A 24407-nucleotide genomic window follows, 5' to 3' on the forward strand; every position below is an offset into this window, starting at 1 on the left:
TGACGATCACGGCAGGCGGGATTCGCTGGCCTCGGCGTTGACCTCGTCCGGCTCCTCGGCGACTTCGAGTCGCTCCGGCACGTTGCGTGTGCGGCTGTCCGCCACCAGCTTCTGGTGCAGCGCCGCCTTGGACAGCAGGTGAGCGGTCACCGGGGCGGTGATGAACAGGAAGATGGACACCAGCATTTCCTGAAAGCTGAAGTGGCCGGTGGTGGCGCGGAAGTAGATCATCGACGCCATCAGCACGCAGCCGACCCCCAGCGTGGTGGTCTTGCTGGGGCCGTGCAGGCGCATGTAGAAGTCCTTGAGGTGCGTCAGTCCCAGAGAGCCGATGAAGGCAAACAGGCCGCCGGCAACCAGGAAGAAGGCGATCACGCCTTCGAGGACAGGATAGAACCAGGTGGGCATGGGGAGTCTCCGCTCAGGTCATTCGATGATGTCGCCGCGCAGCAGGTACTTGCAGACTGCCACGGTGCTGACGAAACCGAGCATGGCGATCAACAGCGCCGCCTCGAAGTAGGACTTGCTGTTGAGCTGGATGCCGAACAGCACGATCAGGGCGATGGAGTTCACGTACATGGTGTCCACCGCCAGAATGCGGTCCGGCAGGTCCGGCCCGATGGCGAGCCGGAAGACGTTGAGCACCAGCGAGGCGGCGAACAGCGCGATGCTGATCCACAGGGCGATGTCTAGCATTCGAAGATCTCCTTGAGCGGACGCTCGTAGCGCTGGCGGATCTCGTCGATCAACTCCTGCTCATCCTCGACATCCAGCGCGTGGATGATCAGATGGCGGCCATCCAGCGTCAGATAGGCCGAGACCGTGCCCGGCGTCAGCGTGATGGTGCTCGACAGCAGGGTGATCGGGAACTTCTCCTCAAGCTCCAGCGGATAGCGCACGAAGGCCGGACGGAACTTGGCGCGCGGATTGAGGATCAGGTAGGACACCTGCAGGTTGGCGATGATGATGTCCATGATCACGCGCAGGAAGTAGCTGATCAGCCGCCAGGGCTTCTGGAGGTCGGGCTGCGGCTCCCAGAAGCGGTAGGTCAGGATGGGAATCGCGATGGCCAGCACTGCTCCGAGCAGGATCTGACCGGGCGCGACGCTGTTCTGCAGCATCAGCCAGACGATCAGCAGCAGCACCGACAACATCGGCGTGGGCAAGAGACGGGAACGAGGCTTGATCATGAGACATCTCCCTTCAGCGGCGGCGCGGTTTCGGGTGCCGCGTCCTTGCCGAGCAAGGATTCAAGATAGGGGGCCGGGTTGGACAGCTGCTCGGCGGTGGCCTTGGTCCAGTTCGCCAGCGGCCCCGCGAAGATGACCAGCATCAGCGCGGCCGAGATCAGCCCGCCAGTGGCGATGCCACGGGCTACGCCGATGCGCTCGCCGCTGGGCTCGGCCTTGCTGGTGCGCCAGAACACGCTGGAACCGGCGCGCGAGCAGGCGACCAGCGAGCACAGACCGGCCAGCAGCAGCAGCGGCCACAGCCAGATCTGCTGCTCCGGCGTCGCCGAGGCGAGAATCAGCGCCTTGCCGATGGCGCCCGAGAACGGCGGCAGCCCGGCGGCAGCGGCAGTGCCGATCAGGAAGAGGCCGCCCAGCAGGCCTGCCTGCAGCAGCGGGCGCGAGCGCACGATGCGTGCGCCGGCCTTGCCGCGCTGACCGGCGACCACGTCGACCAGCAGGAAGAGTCCACCGGTGACCAGCGTCGAGTGGATCAGGTAGAACAGCAGCGCGCTGTCTGCCTCGATCGTGTTCATGCCCAGCGCCGTCAGCAGCGTGCCCACCGACACCATCACCAGATAGGCCACCAGAGTGCGCAGATCACGCGCCGAGAGCACGCCCAGCATCGCCACCACCAGGGTGGCGAGTCCCGCCCACCACAGCCAGTCACGACCGAGGTCCGCCAGTGCGCCAGCGTTGTCGGTGAAGATCAGCGAGTAGACGCGCAGGATGGAGTAGATGCCGACCTTGGTCATGATCGCGAACAGCGCCGCCACCGGTGCCGAGGCCGCGGCATAGGCGCGTGGCAGCCAGAAGTACAGCGGCAGCATCGCCGCCTTGAGGCCGAACACCACCAGCAACAGCAGGCCGCCGGCTTCCATCAGGCCGGCACGGCCCGGGTCCAGCGTGGTGACGATGACTGCCATGTCGGCCATGTTCAGGGTGCCGGTCACGCCGTACAGGATACCCAGCGCGATCAGGAAGAATGCCGAGCCCATCAGGTTCAGCACCACATAGTGCAGCGCCGACAGCGTGCGTGCCTTGCTGCCACCATGCAGCAGCAGGGCATAGGAGGCGATCAACAGCACCTCGAAGAACACGAACAGGTTGAACAGGTCGCCGGTCAGGAAGGCGCCGTTGATGCCCATCAGTTGCAGCAGGAACAGACCATGGAAGTTGGAGCCGGTCTCATCGATGCCCGCCGTGGCGTACAGACAGGCCAGCAGTCCCAGCAGCGAGCTGAGCAGCACCATGGTCGCCGACAGGCGGTCCAGCACCAGCACGATCCCGAACGGCGGCTGCCAGTCGCCCAGCGCGTAGTAGCGGATGGTGCCATCACCGGCCTGCACCACCAGCGCGATGGCGATGGCCACCATCAATGCCTGGGCCACCAGGCTGACCGTGCGGCGCAGGGTCGGTGAGGTGGCACGACTCAGCAGCAGGCCCGCCCCCACCAGCAGCGGCAGGACAATCGGAAGGACAATCAGGTGTTGCAGCATCACTTGGTGTCCTCTTTCTCTTTCGAATCATCCAGGCGATTGCCGTTGACGTGGTCACTGCCCAGGTCGCCGCGCGCGCGCATCGCCAGGATGACCACGAAGGCCGTCATGGCGAAGCCGATCACGATGGCGGTCAGCACCAGCGCCTGGGGCAGCGGGTCAGCTGCTGGTGAGCCGGCACCGACCACGGCTGGATTGCCGTGCATCGCAAGGCCACCCATGGAGAACAGGAACAGGTTGACGGCGTAGGACAGCAGCGTCAGGCCGACCACGACGGGGAAGGTGCGGCCGCGCAGGGTGAGGTAGACACCGCAGGCGGCCAGCAGGCCGGTGGTAGTGGCGTAGAGGGCTTCCATCACATCTTCTCCTTGGTCGGGCGATGCGGAGTCGTCAGCTTGCCCAGATTGGCGAGAATCATCAGGGTCGCGCCGACCACGGTCAGGTAGACGCCGAGGTCGAACAGCAGCGCGGTGGCCAGCTCGATTTCCCCGATGACGGGCAGGGTGAAGTGGCCGAAGGAGGATGTCAGGAACGGATAACCGAACACCCAGCTGCCGGCGCCGGTCAGGCCGGCGATCAACACCCCGGCCGCCGCGACGGGCTGATAGGGGAAGCGCAGCCAGCGCTGCGTCCAGTCCACGCCACGCGCGATGTAGAGCAGGATGATGGCCACTGCCGTCACCAGACCGGCGATGAAGCCGCCGCCCGGCGCGTTGTGGCCCCGCAGGAAGATGTAGACCGAGACCAGCAGTGCCAGCGGCAGCAGCGTCTGGGAGACGGTGGCCAGGATCATCGGATGGCGGTCCGGCGACCAGCCGCGGCCATCCAGGTCACTGGACGGCATGAACAGGCGCAGGCGGTTGAGCAGCTTGAAGATCGCCAGACCCGCGATGCCCAGTACGGTGATCTCTCCCAGCGTATCGAAGCCACGGAAGTCGACCAGAATCACGTTGACCACGTTTTGGCCACCGCCACCGGAGACCGCATTGGCCATGAAGAAGTCGGAGATCGACTCCACCGGGCGGGTCAGGATGGCGAAGTTGAGGCTCGCCACCACCACGCCGAAGGCACTGGCCAGCAGCACGTCGCGCATGATGCGGCGTGCGCTGGATTCCTTGGGCGTGCGCTGGGGCAGGAAGAACAGCGCCAGCATCAGCAGGATCATCGTCACCACCTCGACCGCCAGCTGGGTTAGTGCCAGGTCCGGTGCGGCGAAGCGCGCGAAGGCCAGCGAGGTCATCAGGCCGACCACGGACAGCATCAGCAGCGAGATCAGGCGCTTGCGGTGGGTGATCGCGGTGCCGAGGCCGGCCAGACCGGTGATCACGGCGCCGGTCAGCAGCATACCATCGAAGGGCTGTTGCTCAAGCTCCCCGCCCAGTTGCGGCACGGCCAGCAGCCCGATGCCGACGAACAGCAGCGCGGTCAGCAGCAGCCACAGCATGTAGCGCTGCAGCGAGCCATTCTCGAAGCTGTCCATGCTGCGCTCGGAAAGCTTGACGAGGCGTTGCACGTTGGCCTCGAACACCAGCAGGGCGTTGCGCGCGCGGAACTGGCGCTGGAAGGAATAGAGATGGTGGCGCAGGGCATAGACGGCGACGCCGCCCGCCAGCGCGATACCGCTCATCAGCAGCGGCAGATTGAAGCCGTGCCAGATGGCGAGGCTGAAGTCCGGTACCGGTCCGGCCAGCACGCTGGCGGAGGCACTGACCAGCAGGTCCTTGATCACCAGCGACGGCAGGATACCGACCAGCAGACAGATCAGCACCAGCACCTCGATGGGCAGCTTCATGTAGCGCGGCGGCTCATGCGGAGTCTTGGGCAGATCCTTCGGCTCGCCATTGAAGAAGACGTCGTGGATGAAGCGCAGCGAGTAGGCCACCGACAGGATGCCACCGAGAGTCGCCAATGCCGGAATCAGCCACGACAGGCCGCCCAGCAGCTGGGCATCGAGGCTCTCGGCGAAGAACATCTCCTTGGACAGGAAGCCGTTGAGCAGCGGCACACCGGCCATCGAGGCCGAGGCGACCATCGCCAGCACCGTGGTATGCGGCATGTAGCGATACAGGCCGTTGAGCTTGCGGATGTCACGCGTGCCGCACTCGTGATCGACGATGCCGGCGGCCATGAACAGCGAGGCCTTGAAGGTGGCGTGGTTGATGATGTGCAGCAGACCCGCGACGGCGGCCATCTGGCTGTTGAAGCCGAACAGCAGCGTGATCAGGCCCAGGTGACTGATGGTCGAGAAGGCCAGCACGCCCTTGAGGTCCTGCTTCATCAAGGCGAACCAGGCGCCGTAGAGCAGGGTGGCAAGACCGGTCAGACTGACGATGTAGAACCACAGGTCTGTCCCCGCGAGCACCGGGTGCATGCGCGCCAGCAGGAAGACACCGGCCTTGACCATGGTGGCGGAGTGCAGGAAGGCGGATACCGGCGTCGGCGCCGACATCGCGTGGGGCAGCCAGAACTGGAACGGGAACTGGGCCGACTTGGTGAAGGCGCCCAGCAGCACCAGCACCAGCGCGACCGGATAGAGCTCGTGGGAGCGGATCTGGTCCGCCGCGGCCAGCACGTCATCGAACTGGTAGCTGCCGACGATATGCCCGATGACCAGGATACCGGCCAGCAGTGCCAGGCCCCCGGCGCCGGTGACGGTCAGGGCCATGCGGGCGCCCTTGCGCGCCTCGCTCAGCTGGTACCAGTAACCGATCAGCAGGAAGGAGCTCAGGCTGGTCAGCTCCCAGAACACCCACATCAGCAGCAGGTTGTCTGCCATCACGATGCCGAGCATCGCGGTCATGAACAGCATCAGGAAGCTGTAGAGGCGTGCCAGCGAATCCTCGCCCGACAGGTAATAGCGGGAATAGAGGATGATCAGCAGGCCAATGCCGAGAATCAGCAGCACGAACAGCCCCGACAGACCATCGAAGCGCAGCGACAGGTTGAGTCCCAGCTCCGCGATCCAGGGCAGATGGAACTGGGGCACCATGCCCGAGAAGACGTCCCCGAGGTGGAAGACGGCGATACCGAGTGCTAGGGCAGGTGCCACCGCGGTCAGCCAGGCAAGGCGTGCACGGGGCAGATTTCTGGCCATCAAGGGCACCAGGGCACCGAGTAACGGCAATAGCACGATCAACAGCAGGGTCATGGAAGACTCGCTCCAGTCGTTGTTGTAGTACGTAGTCCGTCATTCGTGGGCAGCGCAGACACAGGCTCAGGGCCGGACTGCCAGCTTCGAGATCGGGAGGCGGAGTTTCGGCCACTGGGTGCCGACAGAATAGGCGAGCGCACTGCAGGTTGCCGCGATGAAGTGCCGGACACACGAGACTCTGTCAGGAAGACGTTCTCATGGGGCCATGCGAGACACGTCATGCGTCACGCGGCAGCAAGGGTTGGCAGTGGCTGGCTCAGGCTGCACGGAGGATCTGGCGCGGGTTCAGCGCGTCAATCGCTCCGGGCATGACGTTACCGTCGCAAGGGGCGGATCCGTCAGGAAGGGGAGTCGCACGGCACGGGGTGCCAGCATCCAGGATGGGATGAGGTCCGCAGCGCGTCCCCGGCTGCCCGCAACGGGCAGACGGCGAATATGCCGGGTTGGTGCGGTCATGTCATGTCTTGCGAGCATGGCCGTATTCCTCCTGAAGCCCCTGGATGACAAGTGTGTGTTCGAGTGGAGACACTTGCGCGATCTTGTTGAAAACATTGATGGAACGTGACCTAACCTCTCGAATGTATCACGCACTTGCACCCCTCGCCAGCGCATGCCCGACCCGCAGGAACGCGACATGTACCGTGTGAGGTGTTGTACAAGATGTCGATTTTCTTGTACAAATATTGCACGCCATACGTTCCACGGAGTCATCATGCACGAGGTCGCCAGCATGAATTCGGGCAACGCACCGGAAACCTCTCTGGTGTGGTTGCGCCACGACCTGCGGCTGGAAGACAACCCGCTGTTCGCGCTGCCCCTGTCACGTCGCCCGCATCAGATGCTGGTGATGTACGTCTTCGACCGTCGCTGGCTGACACCGAGCGACGGCTTGCCACGCCTGGGGCCCGCGCGTCTGCGCCTGCTGTGGCAGAGCCTGATGAACCTGCGTGGCATGCTGCTGCGCCGCGGCAGTGACCTGCTGGTGCGCGTCGGGGACCCCGTCGAGGAAGTGCTGACGCAGGTCGCCCAGCATGATGTCCAGTGTCTGGAGGTCAGCCTCGCCGCCGCGCCGGAAGACAGCCGCGCCCTGCAGCAGCTCTCACGGCGCCTGCCGGCCTCGACCCGGCTCCACTGTCATCCCCCTGACCAGATCGCCTTCGACAGCCAGCTGCTGGATGGCCCGATGCCGGGCAGACTCCCCCGCGAAGAGACGCCGCGCCTGCGCGTGGCGCATGCAGCGTCCCGCGTCGCAGACGAGCGTGCGGCTCCCTCCAGTGATCTCACTCTGCGTGATACGGCCTCTGCTGACACAGGTTTTGCTGACACAGGTTTTGCTGGCACAGCCTCTGCTGACACAGGCGCATCAGGCGATCATGACGCCCTGGCGACCTGCGCCGCGCTTGCCTCGCAGGTGCTGCGGGCCAGTGGTGGCGATGACGCTGGCGTGGCCGACCTGATGCTGCCGCCTTGTGCTGTGCTGACGCCGACGCCCGGCACCTTGCAGGCCCGCCCCCAACGCGAGGCTCTGTCTCAACACGAGGCTTTGCCGACAGGGCTGAACGATGAGCAGTGGCGCGCGCTGTGCGAAGCGCAGTCGCCCTTGCAGGGGCTGCCCTATTCCCTGCCGCCGTGGCCCGATTCTGCCTCGCGTGGCTTTCCGCCGCTGGATGCCATCTGTGGCTCGGCGCAAGCCTGGCAGCCGGCGACTGCCAGGCTTGCGGAGCTGCAGGGCGGCGAGGAGCCAGCCCGCGCATACCTGTCGACCTTGCTGTGGGGCAAGGCCTGGGCGAAGGGAGATGCCGGCAAGGGCGATGACGACTCGATAGAAGGGGCGTCCTATCAGCGATCTCACTCTGTCGATGGCGAAGGCGCTGGTGTACCGGCGGGGCTGGCACCCCAGCGAGGGGCGGGGAAGACGCTTGACGCTATGCAATTGATGGCGCGCCCGGCGGATGCATGGCCACTGGCAGCATGGCTGGCGCTGGGTTGCATCAGTCCGCGCCGCATCCTGCAGGTGCTGGATGCCCGCCGCCGCGAGGCGGGTGATGAGGCGATCAATCAGCAGCTGCTGGCCATCGTGCTGCAGCGCGAGTGCTGGCAGCGCATGCTGCGCGACAAGGATGAGGAGGCTCGCGCGGCCTGGTATGGCGCAGCGTTGCGGGAAGACGCCGCAAATGACGCCGCCTTTGCGCGCTGGAGCGAAGGGCGAACCGGCGATGCCCGGGCCGACAAGGCCATGCAGGTGCTGGTACGTGAAGGCTGGTTGCCGTGGTCCGAGCGCGAGTATCTGGCCGGAGCCTGGCTGGAGGGCGGCGGCGACTGGCGGTTGGGCGCGCGCTGGTTCGAGCGTTGCCTGCTCGATTACGACGCCGCCATCCATTGGGGCGAATGGCGGCATCTGGCGGGCTTCGATGTGTGATCAGACGGTGTCGATATCACGCCAGTCGTCCGGGAAGATCCAGGCCCTGGTGGCACCTCATCTATGACCTGCTGCTTCTATGACCTGCTTTTATGAACTGCTGCTTGTATGACCTGCCGCTCTTCAGCCCAGACGTGCCAATAGCGCCGTGACGGCCGTCTCGACGCGCAGGATGCGCTCACCCAGATGTACCCCTTCAAAGCCTGCCGCCATGAATTTCTCGACCTCATAGTCCACGAAGCCGCCTTCCGGGCCGATGGCCAGAATCACCGGCTCGCGGACGGCGCGTGGGCATTCATCCGGCATGCCCGGATGGGCGATGATGCCACGCGGAGGCGTGCCTGATGCTGGCGTCATTAGTGCCGGCAGGCGGTCTTCCACGAAGGGTTTGAACAGTTTCTCGTGGGTCACCGTCGGCATGATGGTGTCACGCGCCTGCTCCAGTCCCAGCACCAGATGTTGGCGAATCTTGTCTTCCTTGAGCTCCGGCGACTGCCAATAACTCTTCTCGACACGCCGCGTATGCAGCAGGGTGATGTGCTTCACGCCCAATGCCGTGACGTGTTCCAGCGAGCGTGCCAGCATGCGCGGGCGTGGCAGCGCCAGCAGCAGATGCACGTCGAGTGGCGCCGGCGGCTGACGGTCCAGCGTCAGGCTGAATTCGGCGCTGTCCGCGTCCAGTCGCTCCAGGCGGCCACGGCCGATCAGGCCTCCCTCCACTCCCAGCGTCATCTCGTCGCCGACGCCGGCACGATGCACCTCACGCAGATGGCGCAGGCGGCGTGGGTCCGTGACACGTGCGTGGTCCTGAGCGGTCAGGTCGTCAGCGCCGAGCAAAATCAGATTCATGGCAATACCGGGGCAGTGGAGGGCGGGATGCATTGCTTACAGACAGCGGCAAGCGGGCGTTATTCTAGCATGTCGTGCATGCTGACCCGACGGGGACAGCGTTGGCATGGCGTCAATGGCTGACGCGTGGAGACGCCTTTTCTTGCAGTCCCCCCCCTTGAGTGCACAATGAAGAAAAATCGACAGGAGCCTGACACGTGCGAGTGATCCGTAAATATGCCAATCGGCGCCTATACGACACCGAGCAGAGCCGCTACGTGACCCTGGAAGACCTGCGCAGCCTGGTGCTGGCGGAAGAGGTCTTCAAGGTCGAGGACGCCAAGAGCGGTGAGGACCTCACGCGCACCATCCTGCTGACCATCATCATCGAGCAGGAGCAGGGCGAGGGCGAGGCCGAGGTCTTCTCCAACGAGCTGCTGGAGCAGTTCATCCGCATCTACGCGATGGCCAAGCCGCTGCCGCTGGCCGGTTATCTGGAGCAGGGCACGCGTCTGATGATGGAGCAGCAGCAGCGCATGCAGGAGCAGTGGTCCCAGGCCATGCGTCACTCGCCGATGGAAATGATGCGCGAGGTCGCCGAAGAGAACCTGCGCTTCTGGCAGCAGGCCATGGGCGCTGGCAAGAATGCCTCACGCTCACAGCCGAGCGATGCGGATACGGCGCCTGATGAGTCGGACACGCCGCCGGACGATGAGCGGCGCTGAGTGTGACACCGTGTCAGATCCAGCTTTCACATAAATTCATCGTGATGTGAAAAGGGGCGCCCCGAGCAGGGCGCCTTTCTGCCATAATGCGCAGCCTGATATTTCCTCGGTAGCTCGCGCCATGCGGGTAGCCCTGATCCTCACTGGCTCATGAAGGTTGAAAAGATGAAGGTCCTGATCATCGGCGGCGGTGGCCGCGAACATGCGCTGGCCTGGAAGGCCGCCCAGTCATCCCGTGTCGAGGAGGTCTTCGTGGCGCCCGGCAATGCGGGTACGGCGCGCGAGTCCAAGCTGACCAATCTGGCGATTGCCGCTGACGATCTCGATGCGCTGGTCGCCTTCGTGCGTGACAACGCCATCGAGCTGACCATCGTCGGCCCGGAAGCGCCGCTGGTGATCGGCGTGGTCGATCGCTTCCGCGAAGCGGGGCTCAAGTGCTTCGGCCCGACGGCCGGCGCCGCCCAGCTGGAAGGCTCCAAGGCCTTCACCAAGGACTTCCTGGCGCGTCATGCCATCCCGACCGGCGACTACGCGACCTTCGCGGAGGTCGATGCGGCGCTTGAGTACCTGGCGGCCCATCCGGCACCGATCGTCATCAAGGCCGATGGCCTGGCGGCGGGCAAGGGTGTCGTGGTCGCGATGAGCGACGAGGAGGCCCGCGCCGCGGTGCGTGACATGCTCGAGGACAACGCCTTCGGCGATGCCGGCGCACGTGTGGTGATCGAGGAATTCCTCGACGGCGAGGAAGCCAGCTTCATCGTGATGGTCGACGGCGAGAACGTACTGCCGATGGCCACCAGTCAGGATCACAAGCGCGTCGGCGAAGGCGATACCGGCCCCAACACCGGCGGCATGGGGGCCTACTCTCCGGCGCCGGTGGTGACGGCTGACGTTCACCAGCGCGTGATGGACGAGATCATCCTGCCCACCGTGCGTGGCATGGCGGCCGAAGGCCATCCTTACACCGGTTTCCTGTATGCCGGTCTGATGATCGATGCCCAGGGCGCGCCGAAGATCATCGAGTACAACTGCCGCTTCGGTGACCCGGAAACCCAGCCGATCATGGTGCGTCTGAAGTCCGATCTGGTCGCGCTGTGTCTGGCCGCCGAAGACGGGCGTCTCGACACCCAGACCTGCGAGTGGGATTCCCGCGCGGCGGTCGGCGTGGTGCTGGCAGCTGGCGGCTACCCGGCCAGCTACCGCAAGGGCGATGTCATCAGCGGCTTCGACGCTGCCGAAGCGACCGGCTGCAAGGTCTTCCATGCCGGCACCGCCGAGCAGGACGGCCAGGTCGTCACCAGCGGTGGTCGCGTGCTGTGCGTCACCGCACTGGGCGATAGCGTCGCGGCGGCCACCGAGCGTGCCTATGAAGGCGTCGATGCCATCAGCTGGCAGGACATGCTGGTGCGTCGCGACATCGCCTGGCGCGCCATCGCTCGCGAGCGCGGCGATAGCTGAAAGCGCTGAGTCGCACGGGCCATCGCCCCGCGACATGCCTGCTTCACGACAAGACCCGGCCTCAGGCCGGGTCTTGTCGTTGGGGTGCCTCTCGACGCCCTGAGCGCCTACGACCATCGTGTCGGGGTCTGGTCATGTCGGTGTCGGGCATGCGATAACCCTAGTCATCCTATATTCCTTCTTGAGGCTTACCGGCGTCGAAAGATGGCGTCGCCGTCCGCCCTGAACCCTTTTCCTGTCTCGCCGACAAGGAGTCTGCATGGACCGTATCCGGCTTGAATTTCCGGTTTCCCGCCTGGTACATCGCCACCCGATGACGATTCGGGTCAGCGACATCAACTATGGCCAACACCTGGGCCACGACAGCGTAGTCAGCCTGGCGCACGAGGCGCGGGGCCAGGCCTGGCAGGCGCTGGGCTTCCCCGAATGGAACATCGATGGGCTGATGAGCATCGTCGCGGATCTCGCCGTGCAGTATCAGGGTGAGGGCCGGCTGGGCGACGCCCTCATGGTGGAAACGGCCATCGACAGCGTGTCCGGCAAGGGACTTGGTGTCCATCACCGCCTGCTGCGTGTCAGCGATGACGCGGTACTGGCGACGCTGCGCGTCGGGCTGGTGTTCGCTGGCGAGCAGGGGCTGGCGGAACCGAGCGCGCGCGCCAGTGCCGCCATCGAGCAGGCCGTCTCAGCCATGTCTTCCCGGGTAGCCAACTGATGTCGCGGGAATATCCGATCATCGCCGTGACGGGGTCTTCCGGCGCGGGCACCACCACGGTCATGCGCACCTTCGAGCGCATGTTCTCGCGTGAGGCGATTCATGCCGCCTACGTGGATGGGGATGCCTTTCACCGTTATACCCGTGACGAGCTGGTGCGCATGTTTCAGGAGGCGCCGGAGCGCAAGCGCGAGCTGTCTCACTTCGCCGTCGAGGCCAACCAGCTGGATCGTCTGGAAGCGCTGTTCGTCGAATATGGCGAGCAGGGCTCCGGCACGCATCGTCATTACATCCATGCCGAAGACAAGCGCATGATCGAGGCCGGCTACAAGGTCGGCACCTTCACCGAATGGCAGTCGCTGCCGGACTGTACGGACCTGCTGTTCTACGAGGGGCTGCATGGCGGGCTGGTGACGCCAGAGCATGACATCGCGCGTCATGTCGATCTGCTGATCGGGGTGGCACCGACCATGAATCTGGAGTGGATCCAGAAGATCGATCGCGACACCAAGCTGCGCGGGCACTCCCAGGAAGCGGTGGTGGACACCATCCTGAGCCGCATGGATGACTACGTGCGCTATATCCAGCCGCAGTTCTCACGCACGCACATCAACTTCCAGCGCGTGCCGACGGTGGATACCTCCAACCCCTTCGAGCCGCAGGATATCCCGACGGATGCCGAGTCGATGGTCGTGATCCACTTCCGCGATCCCGGCAGTGTCGACTTCCCGTTCCTGCTCGCGATGATCCAGGGCTCGTTCATGTCGCGCCCGCATACGCTGGTGGTGCCCGGCGCGCTGATGGCACTGGCCATCGAGCTGATCATCACGCCGCTGGTCAAGAGCCTGCTGGCGCAGCGGCGGTTTCGCTGAGCGGGAGACGAGGCCGATATTCTCCCGTGATGGAACATGCGAAACACCACTGAAGGCTTCATCTTTTCTCGATACAGGAATCATTGAATGTCCCCGATAAAGGCCTTGTGTCTCTCCGGTTTCCTGCTGATGGCAGGCAATGCCTTTGCCGACAATCCCGTCGATACGTCGTCTCTTTCGTATGATGCTCTGTTGAGCGGCTATGAGTACGATTTCAGCGTGAATCATTTTGCGTTCGACTCGCAGCGCCAGTCATTGAAAATGGCCTATATCTATCTGAAGCCATCCGCTGGCATGCCTGTCGTCACGCTCATGCATGGCAAGAACTTCAATGCTGACTACTGGACGCCAACGGCCAGGTATCTGCAGTCACTGGGTTATGGCGTGCTGATTCCGGATCAGATCGGGTTCGGGAAATCCTCCAAGCCGGCAGATTATCAATACTCGTTCGCTGCCTTGGCGAAGCACACGCATGACTTGATGGACTCTCTCGAGATCAAGGATTCGATAGTGCTGGGGCATTCCATGGGCGGCATGCTGGCGAGTCGTTTCGCGTTGATGTACCCGGATACGACGCAGGAATTGATACTGGTAAATCCGATCGGGCTCGAGAACTACCTCGAGTATGAGGTCTACAAGGACACCAACTTCTTCTACAGAAACGAGTTGGCCAAGACCCCGGAAAGCGTCAAACGCTATCAGCAGAAGAACTATTATGCGGGCGAATGGAACGCGGAATATTCCTCGCTCACTGACTTCATCACCGGCCAGATACAGGGGCCGGACAAGGACACCATGGCATGGGTCAATGCCAAGACCTACGACATGATCTTCACTCAGCCAGTGATCACTGAATTTGGTGACTTTACTGTCCCGGTCAAATTGATCATTGGTACACGTGACAGAACCGCACCCGGGCGCAACTGGAAAAAGGAAGGCGTGGAGCGGGAGCTGGGGCGCTATGACAAGTTGGGCAAGCACGCCGCAGCCTTGATCCCGGATTCCGAGTTGTTCGAGCTGGAGGGCCTGGGGCACTTGCCACAAGTGGAGGATTTCGAGCGCTTCAAGGTAGCCCTGAACAAAGCACTCAAGATGGACTCATGAGTACTGATGTCGCCATGTGAATGCCTGCCCCAGTCCTGGGCCTGGCCCTGGACGGCCCATGCTGGCGGCGCGTTGATGGCACTGGCCATCGAGCTGAACATCACGCCGCTGGTCAAGAGCCTGCTGGCGCAGCGACGGTTCCGCTAGTCACAGACACGAAGGGGGCTGGGCTCGGGCTGGCTCAGTGCTTGCGGCCCTTGAGGCGTGGCAGGATGCCTTTCTTCCAGATACGCAGGGTGCGATTCAGGCGGCCACTGCGAATCAGCAGGCGTGCCTCGCGGGTGCTCAGCGGCAGGCCGAGGGTGCGTTGCTTGAGCTTCAGCGAGTGACGCAGATCGAAGCGACGCATCATGCGCGCGAGAGTGGCCGTGCCCGGTAAGCGCGGCAGGCGGACGGCAGAGGTGAAGTCGATCAGGACCGGCACGCCATCGCGCAGCACGACGTTGGAGCCACGGATGTCGTTGTGGGCCATCTGACGCTGATGGAGTTGCTGCACGACGAGAATCAGCTGCTGACTGAGGCGGGCATCCGTCACGTCATCCAGGGCGGCGTCACTCAGCAACGGCCCTGGGATGTATTCCATCGCCAGCGACAGCGGTGACAGGCGCGCCACGGCGCGGGGGGCGTGTGTCCAGTCGCCCAGACGCTCGAGCATCTTCAGCTCATGGCGTACCAGCCAACGTGCCACCAATGCCGCCGGCGTGCCGGCATAGCGGCGGTAATCCTTGCAGACCACCGGCTGGCCATTGAGGTGCGTGATATAGACCTCTGCCTTGAGAAAGCCCTTGGCACGCTGCAGGAACTCGCCCGGGGCCTGCTCGCCGTCAACACGCGTGACCCTGGGCGCGGCACGCAGTGCCTCCCGCGCCTTCTCGGCGCGCGTAGGCTCAGCGCGATCGACGGCGGGGGCGCCGACAGTGGCCGGTCGTGTCTCGCCGTGAGAACCAAGGCCGGCCTCCAGTTCGTGGTTGGCCTTGCGCAGGGAGGAATCTTGGCGAGTGAACACGGGCATGACGGGCGGCTTCTCGTTAGCGGGATAACAATGATTATCCTACTGTTTTCCTCATTCGCCCACTGGCAGCGGTGAATCAGTCTGTTTCCCTAAAGGCGACATTGCCCTGTTCACAAGCCGGCCCGCGTTTTCCTGCGTCTGCCCTTGGCCTGTTGCCCGGCTGGCGCTACGCTGGCAGGCCACGCTGCCGTGGGCAGCCCCACTTCAAGGGAGAAGATGTCATGGACTGTCTGTTCTGCAAGATCATCAACCGCGAGATTCCCGCCGATATCGTCTATGAGGATGATGAGGTGCTGGCCTTCAATGACATCAATCCGCAGGCGCCGACCCATGTGTTGATCATCCCCAAGCAGCACATCGCCACGCTCAACGATATCGAGGAGCATCAGCTGGCCACGGTAGGGCGCCTGCAGTACACCGCCGCCAGACTGGCGAAGGACTACGGTTTTGCCGAAGGCGGTTATCGCGTCGTGATGAACTGCAATGAAGATGGCGGCCAGACGGTCTATCATATTCATATGCACCTGATGGGTGGTCGCCGCTTCACATGGCCGGCTGGCTGAGCCGGCATAGAGCAGGCGCCTGTACCGGCGGTTCGCGGGCAGGTAGCGGCTAGCGATAACAAGCGCGCGGCACACAGGCGCATACCGGCAATGTCGTGAAAACGGCATTGCCGGTTTTTCATTTGGGAAGCCACGGCGCAAGGGAGCCGGTCAGGCCTCGCCCGGCGACACTCTGCCCCTTACCGTCGCGGGCTGGCTTGCGTAAGATGGCCTCATTGCTCACGCCGTGCAGGAGTCTTCCCATGCCGCATTCCGATGCCATTTCGGCGCAACGTCATCACAGCCGCGCCGATCAGTTGATCCATCAGTTCGACACCGTACTGCGTACCCTGGTGCCACATGCCGCCCAGCCGTCGCGTCCCTCTCCGGCGGGCAACATCCATGATGAAGCGATCAGCGATCAAGAGCGCCAGCACGCCGCTGGCCTGATGCGCATCAATCACACCGGCGAGGTGTGTGCCCAGGCGCTCTATCAGGGCCAGGGGTTCACGGCGCGTCTGCCCGAAACGCGCACGCAGATGGAGCTGGCCGCCCAGGAAGAGATCGACCACCTGGCCTGGTGCGATGCACGACTCGTCGAGCTGGATGCCAATACCAGCCTGCTCAATCCGCTGTTCTACATGACGAGCTTCGCCCTCGGGGCAGCGGCCGGTGCCATCAACGACAAGGTCAGCCTCGGGTTCGTGGCCGCGACCGAAGAGCTGGTCGGCGAGCACCTGTCGAAGCACCAGCAGACGCTGCCCGAGGGTGATCAGCGTTCACGTGCCGTGTTGCGCCAGATGGAAATCGACGAAGCCCATCATGAGCAGTGGGCACTGGAAGCCGGTGGTCATCGCTTCCCGGGGCCGCTGAAGAGCGCCATGCGCCTGATGTCCAAGGTGATGACGGCCAGCGTCTACCGGGTGTGATGGTCAGACGGCTGAGCTTGCCTTGGCAGCTTCAGGACGCAGCAACACAAAGGCCGCCCCATGGGGCGGCCTTTGTGTTTTGGGCGAACGTCGTGATGATCAATGCGAGACGATCATTGCGAGTCGGCCAGTGAGAGACGGCGAGTGCGAGACGGCCAGTGTGAGACGCTCAGCGGTCTCTGGCGTCAGGGCTTATTCCTTGACCTGATACTCACCGTCCAGCGTCTCGGTGCTGCTGCCGTCTTCACGCGTGGCATCACGCGAGTAGTTCTGGCTGCCACTGGCCTTGTCCTGGGCCTCCTGCATGCGCTGCTGCATCTCGCTCATGCGCTTTTTCATGCGACGGCGGATGAAGGGCAGCATGATGATGCCGAGTACCATCATCACCAGCGCTGCGAACAGGCTGAAGATCATGACCACGCCACCGATCAGCCAGGCGGCGACCAGCTTGAGGCCGGACAGGCCATTGGAGGGGCGTTGGTTGCCTGCATTGGCCTGCCATTGGCGAGCCTGGTTCCACAGAGTGTTGTGCTGTTGGCCTTGCATGTGTCTTCTCCACGATAGAGCCGGGCCGTCAGGCCGGGCGAGGATGACCCGATAGGTGAAAGTGGGTGGTCGGGGATATCGGGTCAGGAAACAGGGGTATTGCCCTCCCGGCGCAACTGGCATTCGTGCTCTGGGCCGAGGGATGGGTAAGTGGGGCTCGATGCGACGCACTTTTGCATGAGGCGCTTGATGGCATCGGGCGGCCGGTTGACTCGTTCAGCATCGAAGTTGGCATCGTTGCCGTCAAGCGGCTTCGGCGTTGATCCAGCGCTGGATGTCGGGTTCAGTCCCTGAACCACTTCAAGGCACGGCGGCTGGACAAGCGGGTCGATCAGTTCACGGCCGGTAATCCGGATTCATGGATACGCTGGCGGCGAGGTTGAAAGCGTTGCCCGGCAGCGGCATGTTCAATGTCATCCGCTGCGGCCTGCCTTGCGCATCGCGCCCGTGAATCCGGATGGCGTGCGCAGCGACTTCGACGCTCTGTACACTCTTGATGCCGTCGACAGCGGCAAAATTCAAGGTCTGGCGCATGCTGTCGCCATCGATGGCCTTGTCGCCGGGCGCGGAATCACTCTGGCGCAGCGCTTCGCTGATGAATTCTCCATCGGCGAGATTGATGGCCAGTTCCATCTGCCACCCATTATGCCCCCAGCCCGTGAACTGAACATGATCGTCGCGGATATCCATCGTGCTGAATTCCATCATGCCCTTGCGACTGGCGTGGATCATCATCTGCGTGAGCAGCTCTGGCGCGAGCCCTTGAGTAGTCGCGGCGTCAGAGATATCCGTCGCAGGCTTTCCGGCTGTGCGGGTGGCGGCCGTGTCCAGCGCGCTATCCTCCGCATCATTTCCGAGCGTGGCGTGCGCCTTGCCATCATCTGAGTGCTCGGTAGTCGAGGGCCCATTTGCAGAGAGCCCTGCGGTCGAGAGTTCTGCCGCCGACAGCTGATGGCGCACCGGCAGGTCCTCGATGCCGTTGGCATAGGCGGGAGCCGAGCCCAGCATCAGGCCGAGTGCGCTGACGCCCAGGCCGTGTCGCCAGTGCTGGACTGCGCGGCTGGCGAGCCAGAAGCGCGACGGGGCGACACCTGCGGCCGGCGGCTGCCGGGATGCGGAGTCTGATTCACGAGCGGGAGCAATACGGGACGCGGCTGATGGGGACATGACACCCTCCTCAAGGATGGCTGGGCATGGCACTCACTGTGGGCCAGGCGACCTTGCGCGACGCTGAGACGTGAATTCATCTGAGGTTCATTGCCTCCTGTCAGTCTCTGCATCACAGGGTCAGTGGTTGCTCTCGGGTTGGCCCGCGTTGTTCCAACGCAGGTTTGATTGCACATTCCGTTGCTAGATTGAGCTCCACGCGCGAGCGCCCGCCTTGGGCGCACACCAGCCCCGCCGTCATTCACGAGGTTCCTCTTCATGCAGACTCCCCACAAGGCTCAGCCAGACGCCCGTGCAGCGCGTGGCAGTCAATGGCGGCAACGCTATGCCTGGCTGTGCCTCGGGCTCGGGAGCCTGCTGGTCGGTGCGCTGGCACTGCCGCCGCATGCGCTGTGTGACAGCGAGCGCTGGCGCAGCCTGCACGATGAAGTCGCCGCCGGACGTGTCATTTCGTTGTCCGAGTTGCTCGATAGCCTCGAGCGCGACTGGCTGGGTCAGGTAGTCGAGGTGGAACTCGAAGAAACGCATGGCGAGCTGATCTATGAGGTCGAGATGCTCGGGCCGCAGGGCCAGATGGCCAGATTCACCGTGCGTGCCTCGGATGGCAGTCTGCGTGAGGTGCGCGGCGTCAATCTGGATGCCATGCGTCGCGCAGGCAGCGGTTCCTTGTCCGAGCCTCTGACCAGGCCCCTGCCCGAGACGGCCGACGCGCCGCTCGTGACTGACGGCGCCAATGCCGAGGTCGAGAGTCAGTAAGGCGAGGCAGGTAGTGGCCAGGCCAAGCAGTGTCAGCGCAGGCTGTGACAAGGGCGCTGAGGGTGCCTGGCGGCCCTGAGGAACGGTATGCTAGTGCCATTGTCCATTGCGCCACCGGTAGAACGCCGCTTGCGTCAGGAGCCCGAGAATCGATGAAGATATTGCTGGTTGAAGATGACATGCCGTTGGCCGAAGCGCTGATGGCGCGCCTGGGGGAAGCCGATGTACTGGTCGAGCATGCCACCACCGGGGGAGACGCCGACTTTTTGATCCAGACCGAGAGCTACGATGCCGTAGTGCTGGATCTCGGCCTGCCGGACGGTGATGGCACGCGCTGGCTGGCCCAGTGGCGAGAGGCCGGCATCGAGGTGCCGGTGCTGGTGCTGACCGCGCGCGAGCGCTGGTCTGACAAGGCCGCCGGCTTCTCTGCCGGCGCCGATGATTACGTCACCAAGCCCTTCGAGACCGCCGAGGTCATCTTCCGTCTGCGCGCCCTGGTACGGCGCTCACGCGGCCATGCCCACCCCGTGCTCAAGCTGGGTGATCTGGCCTGCGACACCCACGGCGGTACCGTCAGCCTGGCGGGGCGCCCCGTGTCGCTGACCGCCCAGGAAACGCGCCTGCTGATGCACCTGATGCACGCCGTGCCCGGTGTGGTCAGCCGTTCTGAACTGGTCGAGCATGTCTATGACCGCGACCACGAACCCGATTCCAACGTCATCGATGTGCAGATCAGCCGTCTGCGCCGCAAGCTGGGGGCCGAGCGCATCGAGACGCTGCGCGGGCGTGGCTATCGCCTGCGTGATCCGGACGCCGAGACACAGACGCCGGCGGATGGCAGCGACGCATGAAGCCATTGTCCGTCGGCCGCCGCTTGCTGGGCGGCTCGCTGGTCATTGCCTTGATCGTCATGCCGCTGACCGGGCTCGGTCTGGCCTGGAGTTTCCGTGACGCCGTGACTACCGCCTTCGACCAGCGCCTGCTGTCGCTGTCGAAGGTGCTGATCGCCGCCATCCAGTTCGACCGCGAGAAGGGCCGCCCCGGCCTGACACGCTCGCTGGGCGACCCGCGCTTCGATCAGGCCTATTCGGGCTGGTACTGGCAGATTTCCGATCGCAACGGCAATGTGCTGACGTCGCGCTCGCTGTGGGACCAACGCCTGCCGCCGCTGGAAGACATGGACAAGGGCGTCATCATCAGCCGTGACCTCAAGGGCCCGCGCCATCAGGTGCTGCGCTCCCTCGAGCGCGATATCCGCCTGCCCGGTCGCAACCAGCCACTGCACGTGATGGTGGCGGCCAGCCGTAGCGAGGTCGACACCGAGGTCGCGCGCTTCGAGTGGCTGCTGGCGGGTGCGCTGGTGGCCTTGGCATCGCTGTTGGTGTGCGGCTCTGCCGCGCAGATCAGCTGGGGGTTGGCGCCTCTGCGGCGCCTGCGGGCTCGCCTCAAGAAGGTCGCCGACGGCGAGGCGGAGCGGCTGGAAGAGACCCGTCTGCCGCCGGAGCTGACCGAGCTGACCCGCGCCATCAATGCCGTGCTCGAGCGTGATCAGCGCTTGATCGAGCGTGGGCGTGCGGCGGCCGGCAATCTGGCGCATGCGCTCAAGACGCCGGTCAGCGTGCTCAAGGCGCAGTCCGAGCGCTTCGATGGCGAGGACCGTGCGCGGATCGACGCCGAGCTCAAACGTATCGATGAAGCCGTGCGCCACCACCTGGCGCGTGCCAGTGCCGCCGGTGGCGCGCATCTCAGCGGGCGCATCAGCCTGCGTGAGGCGGCGGGGCCGGTCTTCGAGGGGCTCGGGCGCTTGGCGAGTCGGCGTGGCATCACGCTCAGTCTGGCGCTGGAGGACGACGCCAGCGTGCGGGTCGACCCGCAGGATCTGCAGGAAATGGTCGGCAACCTGCTCGAGAACGCCTTGCAGTGGGCTCGCCAGCAGGTGCGCGTCAGCAGCGAGACCCGCGATGGCGGCGTGCTGTTGATCATCGAGGACGACGGCCCCGGCATGAATGAAGAAGAGGGCGCCGCCGCGCTGGGGCGTGGGGCGCGTCTTGATGAGGGGCGCTCCGGTTCCGGTCTGGGGCTGGCGATCGTCGATGATCTGATGGCGCTCTATGGGGGCGAGCTGGCACTTGAGCGCTCCAGCCTGGGCGGCCTGGCGGCACGCGTCTGGCTACCGAGCTCCCCGCTGGTCGGGGCACAGCCGACGGAGTGACAGGGCGCCGCCTCGTTTATCGGCGCTCTTGTCTTGATAGCTCAGCGCTATCACAGCCATCCCGAGAGATGATTGGGCGCGGGCAGGGCGACACCGTATTCTAACGGTGTCCGGCTGGCAGCCGGACGGGCTTCGTTTCTGAGTCTCGTCTGCCGCGCCCTGCGGTGATGACGAACTGGCGCTCCTTCGGGAGCGCTTTTTTTTGCCTGTCATTCGTCACGCCATGCCTGATCGGCGATGCTCAAGGCGCCGATTGAACGCTGGCGGGGCTAACGGTCACGCTCAGGATCGCATAGGCTGTCAGAGAGTAAGCATCCGTTGCCGGGCGTCAGGAGGTGGTGATGAAGGACATGACAATGTGTGCTCAGCATGGCGATCTGGAGGGCCTGGCACAGGCATTGGCCGCTCCCGATGCGCACGAGCGAGTCAATGACGTGGATTATCGCGGGCGCTCGCCATTGCTGGTCGCGGTGCAGGTCAATCAGCCGGAGGCGGTGGAGGCCCTGCTGGCCGCCGGCGCCGATTGCGAGCAGACCGATGCCCTGCACGACACGCCCCTGCTGGCCGCGGCCGCACTCGGCTATGGCCGCTGCCTGAGCCGGCTGCTGGCGCATGGTGCCTCGGCGACGGTGCTCAATCGCTTCTCTTCCACTGCGCTGATGTCGGCCAGTGAGCGTGGTCATGCCGATATCTGTCGTCAGCTACTCGAGGAGACCGATGTCGACGTCAACCACCAGAATACGCTCGGCTGGACGGCACTGATCGAGGCCGTGTTGCTGGGGGATGGCGGCGTTGACTATCAACGGGTCGTCGAGCAGCTGCTGGCCCACGGTGCCGACGTCAATCTGGCGGACGCCGAAGGTGTCACGCCGCTGGCGCATGCGCGCTGGCGCCAGTTCGATGCGCTGAGCGAGAGGCTGGAAGCGGCCGGCGGACACGAGCAGGGCGTGGCCCATGACGTGAGCGACGACGTCCAGGCCCGTACCTCGACACCGCGTCGTGCATGATGGCACCGACCACAAGGAGGCATCGCATGGCGTTGACCTGGGGACTGATCATCATCGGTATCGCCTTGCTGCTGCTCGGCGGCTATCGCTGGCAGCAGGCGCAGTCCTTCGCCCGCAACAGCGCGCAGGTGATGGGCGAGGTCATCAACCACGACCGCACGCTGCACGTCGAAGGGCGTGGCCCTATCCATCTGCCCAAGGGCGGCAAGCTCAGCGAGGATGAGGCCCTGGCGATGGCGGGCCTGCCGCCGGGTGGGCGCTTCAATATCGAGTCGATCCAGTATGCGCCCGTGGTGCGCTATCAGGATCAGCGTGATGGCTGGCACGAGATCATCTCGCCGCTGGCGGTGCCCTCGCCGACGCCCGCCGTGGGGGAGAGCGTGGCGCTGGTCTATCGCCTCGATGCCCCGCATGAGGCCAGCCTGCCGGGGACGCGCGGCTGGCTGATCGGGGTGCCGTTGATTCTCGGCTTCGCACTGTGCGCCGTCGGCCTGCGTCTGCTGTTGCGGGGTGGTGGTGGATGAGTGATTCAGGGGGCGGCGCGACCCGCCGTTATGGTGTCGGCATGCTGGTGCTGTGCTGGGCGCTGATTCTCGCCATGCTGGTGTGGTGGTTTCAGGGCCAGCTTGATGAGCGCACCCGGCCCAATGCCTCGCTGGCTGGCCAGTCGCTGTCGTCCGGAGAGCCACTGACGCTGTCGCGCAATCGCTCAGGGCACTTCGTGGCCCCCGGTACGATCAATGATCAGCCGGTCACCTTCCTGCTCGATACCGGCGCCACCTATGTCTCGGTGTCCGAAGCGCTGGCCGAGCGCCTGCAGCTGCCACGCGGGCGGGATGCGCGCTTCACCACCGCCAATGGCGTCAGTCACGGCGCCCTGACCACACTGGATACCGTCAGTCTGGCGGGACTCAGCCAGCGCGAGGTGCGCGGGGCCATCGTGCCGGGCATGCATGATGAGGTGGTGCTGCTGGGAATGAGTTTCCTGGGGGAGTTCGATATCAACATGCGCGGTCAGCAGATGACGCTGACGCCGGTGGATGGCGCTGGCGGCGGCCGATAACGCCATTGGCTGACACAGATGGCTGACAGGGCTGGCAAGAAGGTCAGCTGACACTCCACCGCTCTGTCAGCAGGCCCCGCAAACGACAACGCCCCGCTCAAGATCTCCATGAGCGGGGCGTTTCACGTCTGGCGTGTCAGAGCAGGTGCTCAGTCTTTCTTGGGCGGCTCGACATGGCCACCGAAGCCGAAGCGCATTGCCGACAGCAGGCGGTTGGCGTAGGTGTTTTCCTTGCGCGAGCTGAAGCGCGAGAACAGCGCATTGGCCAGCACCGGCACGGCGACACCCTGCTCGACCGCGGCATCGACGGTCCAGCGGCCTTCGCCACTGTCGGAGACGGCACCGCTGTAGTGGTCCAGACGCTCGTCACCGGCCAGTGCCTGGGCGGTCAGATCGAGCAGCCAGGAAGACACCACGCTGCCACGACGCCACACTTCGGCGATATCGGCCAGATTGAGGTCGAAGCGCTGATCTTCCGGCAGGGCGTCGGAGCCCTTGCTCTGCATCAGCTCGAAGCCCTCGGCATAAGCCTGCATCAGGCCGTACTCGATGCCGTTGTGGACCATCTTCACGTAGTGACCGGCACCGACCGGACCGGCGTGGATGTAGCCACGCTCGGCGCGCTCATCCGGGGCGTTGCGGCCCTTGGTGCGCTCGAGATCGCCATAGCCCGGGGCGAGGGTATCGAACAGCGGCTCGAGATGCTCGAACACGGCCTTCTCGGCACCGATCATCATGCAGTAGCCGCGCTCCAGGCCCCACACGCCGCCGGAAGTGCCCACATCGACGTAGTTCAGGCCCTTCAGCTTGAGGGCCGTGGCACGGCGGATGTCGTCCTTGTAGAAGGTGTTGCCGCCATCGATGATGGTGTCGCCGGCTTCCATCAGCTCGGCAAGCGTGGCGATGGTCTGCTCGGTGATCTCGCCAGCCGGCAGCATGACCCAGACGGCGCGCGGCGCCTCGAGCTGCTGAACCAGTTCCACGAGGCTATCGACGTGCGTCGCACCGTCGGCGACCAGTGACTGGGCGATTGCCGCGTCACGATCATGGGCGACCACTTCGTGGCCATTGCGCATCAAGCGACGAGCGATATTGCCGCCCATGCGGCCGAGTCCGATGATACCGAGTTGCATGTTCGTTCCTTTCACGTGAAGCCGGGGAGAGTCGGGACGG

The 24407-nt window shown here is 64.4% G+C and carries 26 protein-coding genes; 15 read left to right on the top strand and 11 right to left on the bottom strand.

Annotated features, from left to right (window positions below; translation table 11 throughout):
* Positions 1-6: 6 nt before the first annotated feature.
* From R2R70_RS16040 to R2R70_RS16065, 6 genes are read right to left on the bottom strand one after another with little or no spacing between them, the layout of a single operon-like run.
* The gene (locus tag R2R70_RS16040) at positions 7-408 is read right to left on the bottom strand and encodes a Na+/H+ antiporter subunit G (RefSeq protein ID WP_054555276.1); all 402 of its coding nucleotides are present in this window, start codon (positions 406-408) and stop codon (positions 7-9) included.
* 18 nt (positions 409-426) lie between these two features.
* Positions 427-696 carry a K+/H+ antiporter subunit F gene (locus R2R70_RS16045; protein ID WP_043334744.1) on the bottom strand — a complete coding sequence of 90 codons (270 nt, stop codon included), beginning with the start codon at positions 694-696 and terminating at the stop codon, positions 427-429.
* Positions 690-1190 carry a Na+/H+ antiporter subunit E gene (locus R2R70_RS16050; RefSeq protein ID WP_043334742.1) on the bottom strand — a complete coding sequence of 167 codons (501 nt, stop codon included), beginning with the start codon at positions 1188-1190 and terminating at the stop codon, positions 690-692. Before R2R70_RS16050 ends, R2R70_RS16045 begins: the two co-directional genes overlap by 7 nt.
* Entirely contained in the window at positions 1187-2728 is a 1542-nt protein-coding gene (locus R2R70_RS16055; RefSeq protein WP_052384719.1) for a monovalent cation/H+ antiporter subunit D, read from the bottom strand. The genes R2R70_RS16050 and R2R70_RS16055 overlap by 4 nt, the downstream gene beginning before the upstream one ends.
* Complete coding sequence (locus R2R70_RS16060) at positions 2728-3084, bottom strand: Na+/H+ antiporter subunit C (RefSeq protein WP_043334740.1); 357 nt, start codon at positions 3082-3084, stop codon at positions 2728-2730. Before R2R70_RS16060 ends, R2R70_RS16055 begins: the two co-directional genes overlap by 1 nt.
* Positions 3084-5876, bottom strand: coding sequence for a monovalent cation/H+ antiporter subunit A (locus R2R70_RS16065; protein ID WP_410978484.1), 2793 nt, complete (start codon positions 5874-5876; stop codon positions 3084-3086). Before R2R70_RS16065 ends, R2R70_RS16060 begins: the two co-directional genes overlap by 1 nt.
* A 715-nt stretch (positions 5877-6591) precedes the next feature.
* Here R2R70_RS16065 and R2R70_RS16070 point away from each other — a divergent pair.
* A complete protein-coding gene (locus tag R2R70_RS16070) occupies positions 6592-8298 on the top strand; it encodes a deoxyribodipyrimidine photo-lyase (RefSeq protein ID WP_410978485.1) in 1707 nt (568 codons plus the stop codon).
* A 123-nt stretch (positions 8299-8421) separates the two neighbouring features.
* On the opposite strand, the gene R2R70_RS16075 is transcribed toward R2R70_RS16070, so the two are convergent.
* On the bottom strand, positions 8422-9147 hold the full coding sequence (locus R2R70_RS16075) for a 16S rRNA (uracil(1498)-N(3))-methyltransferase (RefSeq protein ID WP_303595139.1): 726 nt from the start codon (positions 9145-9147) through the stop codon (positions 8422-8424).
* Positions 9148-9344: 197 nt separating this feature from the next.
* On the opposite strand from R2R70_RS16075, the gene phaR reads away from it, so the two are divergent.
* The 6 genes from phaR (at position 9345) to R2R70_RS16105 (ending at position 14147) form a co-directional block, all read left to right on the top strand.
* The gene (gene phaR, locus R2R70_RS16080; protein ID WP_410978486.1) at positions 9345-9851 is read left to right on the top strand and encodes a polyhydroxyalkanoate synthesis repressor PhaR; all 507 of its coding nucleotides are present in this window, start codon (positions 9345-9347) and stop codon (positions 9849-9851) included.
* Positions 9852-10016: 165 nt separating this feature from the next.
* Positions 10017-11309 carry a phosphoribosylamine--glycine ligase gene (gene purD, locus R2R70_RS16085; RefSeq protein WP_410978487.1) on the top strand — a complete coding sequence of 431 codons (1293 nt, stop codon included), beginning with the start codon at positions 10017-10019 and terminating at the stop codon, positions 11307-11309.
* Between the two features lie 259 nt (positions 11310-11568).
* Positions 11569-12024, top strand: coding sequence for an acyl-CoA thioesterase (locus R2R70_RS16090; RefSeq protein WP_192838638.1), 456 nt, complete (start codon positions 11569-11571; stop codon positions 12022-12024).
* Positions 12024-12896 (top strand): phosphoribulokinase, encoded by an 873-nt coding sequence (locus tag R2R70_RS16095; RefSeq protein WP_043334728.1) that lies wholly within the window; start codon positions 12024-12026, stop codon positions 12894-12896. Before R2R70_RS16090 ends, R2R70_RS16095 begins: the two co-directional genes overlap by 1 nt.
* A gap of 87 nt (positions 12897-12983) precedes the next feature.
* Positions 12984-14000 (top strand): alpha/beta fold hydrolase, encoded by a 1017-nt coding sequence (locus R2R70_RS16100; RefSeq protein ID WP_410978488.1) that lies wholly within the window; start codon positions 12984-12986, stop codon positions 13998-14000.
* Between the two features lie 6 nt (positions 14001-14006).
* Positions 14007-14147 carry a hypothetical protein gene (locus tag R2R70_RS16105; RefSeq protein WP_410978489.1) on the top strand — a complete coding sequence of 47 codons (141 nt, stop codon included), beginning with the start codon at positions 14007-14009 and terminating at the stop codon, positions 14145-14147.
* Between the two features lie 34 nt (positions 14148-14181).
* Here R2R70_RS16105 and R2R70_RS16110 read toward each other — a convergent pair whose 3' ends face one another.
* Complete coding sequence (locus R2R70_RS16110) at positions 14182-15012, bottom strand: RIO1 family regulatory kinase/ATPase (protein ID WP_410978490.1); 831 nt, start codon at positions 15010-15012, stop codon at positions 14182-14184.
* A 221-nt stretch (positions 15013-15233) separates the two neighbouring features.
* Between R2R70_RS16110 and R2R70_RS16115 the strand changes: the two genes are divergently transcribed.
* Both R2R70_RS16115 and coq7 read left to right on the top strand, forming a co-directional pair.
* The gene (locus R2R70_RS16115; protein WP_043334727.1) at positions 15234-15575 is read left to right on the top strand and encodes a histidine triad nucleotide-binding protein; all 342 of its coding nucleotides are present in this window, start codon (positions 15234-15236) and stop codon (positions 15573-15575) included.
* A gap of 260 nt (positions 15576-15835) precedes the next feature.
* Positions 15836-16483 (top strand): 2-polyprenyl-3-methyl-6-methoxy-1,4-benzoquinone monooxygenase, encoded by a 648-nt coding sequence (coq7, locus tag R2R70_RS16120; RefSeq protein ID WP_107336680.1) that lies wholly within the window; start codon positions 15836-15838, stop codon positions 16481-16483.
* A gap of 192 nt (positions 16484-16675) precedes the next feature.
* On the opposite strand, the gene R2R70_RS16125 is transcribed toward coq7, so the two are convergent.
* Both R2R70_RS16125 and R2R70_RS16130 read right to left on the bottom strand, forming a co-directional pair.
* Positions 16676-17029, bottom strand: a complete 354-nt coding sequence (locus R2R70_RS16125; RefSeq protein ID WP_410978491.1) for a hypothetical protein — start codon at positions 17027-17029, stop codon at positions 16676-16678.
* Between the two features lie 336 nt (positions 17030-17365).
* A complete protein-coding gene (locus R2R70_RS16130; protein ID WP_410978492.1) occupies positions 17366-18196 on the bottom strand; it encodes a hypothetical protein in 831 nt (276 codons plus the stop codon).
* A gap of 258 nt (positions 18197-18454) precedes the next feature.
* On the opposite strand from R2R70_RS16130, the gene R2R70_RS16135 reads away from it, so the two are divergent.
* From R2R70_RS16135 to R2R70_RS16160, 6 genes are all read left to right on the top strand, one after another.
* Entirely contained in the window at positions 18455-18952 is a 498-nt protein-coding gene (locus tag R2R70_RS16135) for a PepSY domain-containing protein (protein WP_410978493.1), read from the top strand.
* A gap of 152 nt (positions 18953-19104) precedes the next feature.
* Positions 19105-19803, top strand: coding sequence for a response regulator transcription factor (locus R2R70_RS16140; RefSeq protein WP_043334723.1), 699 nt, complete (start codon positions 19105-19107; stop codon positions 19801-19803).
* Positions 19800-21164 carry a sensor histidine kinase gene (locus tag R2R70_RS16145; RefSeq protein ID WP_410978494.1) on the top strand — a complete coding sequence of 455 codons (1365 nt, stop codon included), beginning with the start codon at positions 19800-19802 and terminating at the stop codon, positions 21162-21164. Before R2R70_RS16140 ends, R2R70_RS16145 begins: the two co-directional genes overlap by 4 nt.
* Positions 21165-21505: 341 nt before the next feature.
* Positions 21506-22171 (top strand): ankyrin repeat domain-containing protein, encoded by a 666-nt coding sequence (locus tag R2R70_RS16150; RefSeq protein WP_410978495.1) that lies wholly within the window; start codon positions 21506-21508, stop codon positions 22169-22171.
* A 26-nt stretch (positions 22172-22197) separates the two neighbouring features.
* The gene (locus R2R70_RS16155) at positions 22198-22695 is read left to right on the top strand and encodes a hypothetical protein (RefSeq protein ID WP_248379892.1); all 498 of its coding nucleotides are present in this window, start codon (positions 22198-22200) and stop codon (positions 22693-22695) included.
* On the top strand, positions 22692-23234 hold the full coding sequence (locus tag R2R70_RS16160) for a TIGR02281 family clan AA aspartic protease (protein WP_213113718.1): 543 nt from the start codon (positions 22692-22694) through the stop codon (positions 23232-23234). Before R2R70_RS16155 ends, R2R70_RS16160 begins: the two co-directional genes overlap by 4 nt.
* A 149-nt stretch (positions 23235-23383) precedes the next feature.
* On the opposite strand, the gene gnd is transcribed toward R2R70_RS16160, so the two are convergent.
* Complete coding sequence (gnd, locus tag R2R70_RS16165; protein WP_410978496.1) at positions 23384-24367, bottom strand: phosphogluconate dehydrogenase (NAD(+)-dependent, decarboxylating); 984 nt, start codon at positions 24365-24367, stop codon at positions 23384-23386.
* Between the last annotated feature and the right edge of the window lie 40 nt (positions 24368-24407).

Origin of the sequence: Cobetia sp. SIMBA_158 (genome assembly GCF_046566945.1) — a bacterium.
GTDB classification, from domain to species: Bacteria; Pseudomonadota; Gammaproteobacteria; order Pseudomonadales; family Halomonadaceae; genus Cobetia; species Cobetia amphilecti.

What these genes read in the sequence shown, in the direction of transcription:
- R2R70_RS16145 (WP_410978494.1), top strand. Translation starts at nt 19,800, where the DNA reads ATGAAGCCATTGTCCGTCGGCCGCCGCTTGCTGGGCGGCTCGCTGGTC.
- R2R70_RS16140 (WP_043334723.1), top strand. Translation starts at nt 19,105, where the DNA reads ATGAAGATATTGCTGGTTGAAGATGACATGCCGTTGGCCGAAGCGCTG.
- R2R70_RS16040 (WP_054555276.1), bottom strand. Translation starts at nt 408, where the DNA reads ATGCCCACCTGGTTCTATCCTGTCCTCGAAGGCGTGATCGCCTTCTTC.
- purD (WP_410978487.1), top strand. Translation starts at nt 10,017, where the DNA reads ATGAAGGTCCTGATCATCGGCGGCGGTGGCCGCGAACATGCGCTGGCC.
- R2R70_RS16105 (WP_410978489.1), top strand. Translation starts at nt 14,007, where the DNA reads ATGTCGCCATGTGAATGCCTGCCCCAGTCCTGGGCCTGGCCCTGGACG.
- R2R70_RS16055 (WP_052384719.1), bottom strand. Translation starts at nt 2,728, where the DNA reads ATGCTGCAACACCTGATTGTCCTTCCGATTGTCCTGCCGCTGCTGGTG.
- R2R70_RS16065 (WP_410978484.1), bottom strand. Translation starts at nt 5,876, where the DNA reads ATGACCCTGCTGTTGATCGTGCTATTGCCGTTACTCGGTGCCCTGGTG.
- R2R70_RS16160 (WP_213113718.1), top strand. Translation starts at nt 22,692, where the DNA reads ATGAGTGATTCAGGGGGCGGCGCGACCCGCCGTTATGGTGTCGGCATG.
- R2R70_RS16095 (WP_043334728.1), top strand. Translation starts at nt 12,024, where the DNA reads ATGTCGCGGGAATATCCGATCATCGCCGTGACGGGGTCTTCCGGCGCG.
- R2R70_RS16110 (WP_410978490.1), bottom strand. Translation starts at nt 15,012, where the DNA reads ATGCCCGTGTTCACTCGCCAAGATTCCTCCCTGCGCAAGGCCAACCAC.
- R2R70_RS16060 (WP_043334740.1), bottom strand. Translation starts at nt 3,084, where the DNA reads ATGGAAGCCCTCTACGCCACTACCACCGGCCTGCTGGCCGCCTGCGGT.
- R2R70_RS16070 (WP_410978485.1), top strand. Translation starts at nt 6,592, where the DNA reads ATGCACGAGGTCGCCAGCATGAATTCGGGCAACGCACCGGAAACCTCT.
- R2R70_RS16045 (WP_043334744.1), bottom strand. Translation starts at nt 696, where the DNA reads ATGCTAGACATCGCCCTGTGGATCAGCATCGCGCTGTTCGCCGCCTCG.
- R2R70_RS16090 (WP_192838638.1), top strand. Translation starts at nt 11,569, where the DNA reads ATGGACCGTATCCGGCTTGAATTTCCGGTTTCCCGCCTGGTACATCGC.
- R2R70_RS16100 (WP_410978488.1), top strand. Translation starts at nt 12,984, where the DNA reads ATGTCCCCGATAAAGGCCTTGTGTCTCTCCGGTTTCCTGCTGATGGCA.
- R2R70_RS16150 (WP_410978495.1), top strand. Translation starts at nt 21,506, where the DNA reads ATGAAGGACATGACAATGTGTGCTCAGCATGGCGATCTGGAGGGCCTG.
- R2R70_RS16075 (WP_303595139.1), bottom strand. Translation starts at nt 9,147, where the DNA reads ATGAATCTGATTTTGCTCGGCGCTGACGACCTGACCGCTCAGGACCAC.
- R2R70_RS16155 (WP_248379892.1), top strand. Translation starts at nt 22,198, where the DNA reads ATGGCGTTGACCTGGGGACTGATCATCATCGGTATCGCCTTGCTGCTG.
- R2R70_RS16050 (WP_043334742.1), bottom strand. Translation starts at nt 1,190, where the DNA reads ATGATCAAGCCTCGTTCCCGTCTCTTGCCCACGCCGATGTTGTCGGTG.
- R2R70_RS16130 (WP_410978492.1), bottom strand. Translation starts at nt 18,196, where the DNA reads ATGTCCCCATCAGCCGCGTCCCGTATTGCTCCCGCTCGTGAATCAGAC.
- R2R70_RS16115 (WP_043334727.1), top strand. Translation starts at nt 15,234, where the DNA reads ATGGACTGTCTGTTCTGCAAGATCATCAACCGCGAGATTCCCGCCGAT.
- R2R70_RS16125 (WP_410978491.1), bottom strand. Translation starts at nt 17,029, where the DNA reads ATGCAAGGCCAACAGCACAACACTCTGTGGAACCAGGCTCGCCAATGG.
- gnd (WP_410978496.1), bottom strand. Translation starts at nt 24,367, where the DNA reads ATGCAACTCGGTATCATCGGACTCGGCCGCATGGGCGGCAATATCGCT.
- R2R70_RS16135 (WP_410978493.1), top strand. Translation starts at nt 18,455, where the DNA reads ATGCAGACTCCCCACAAGGCTCAGCCAGACGCCCGTGCAGCGCGTGGC.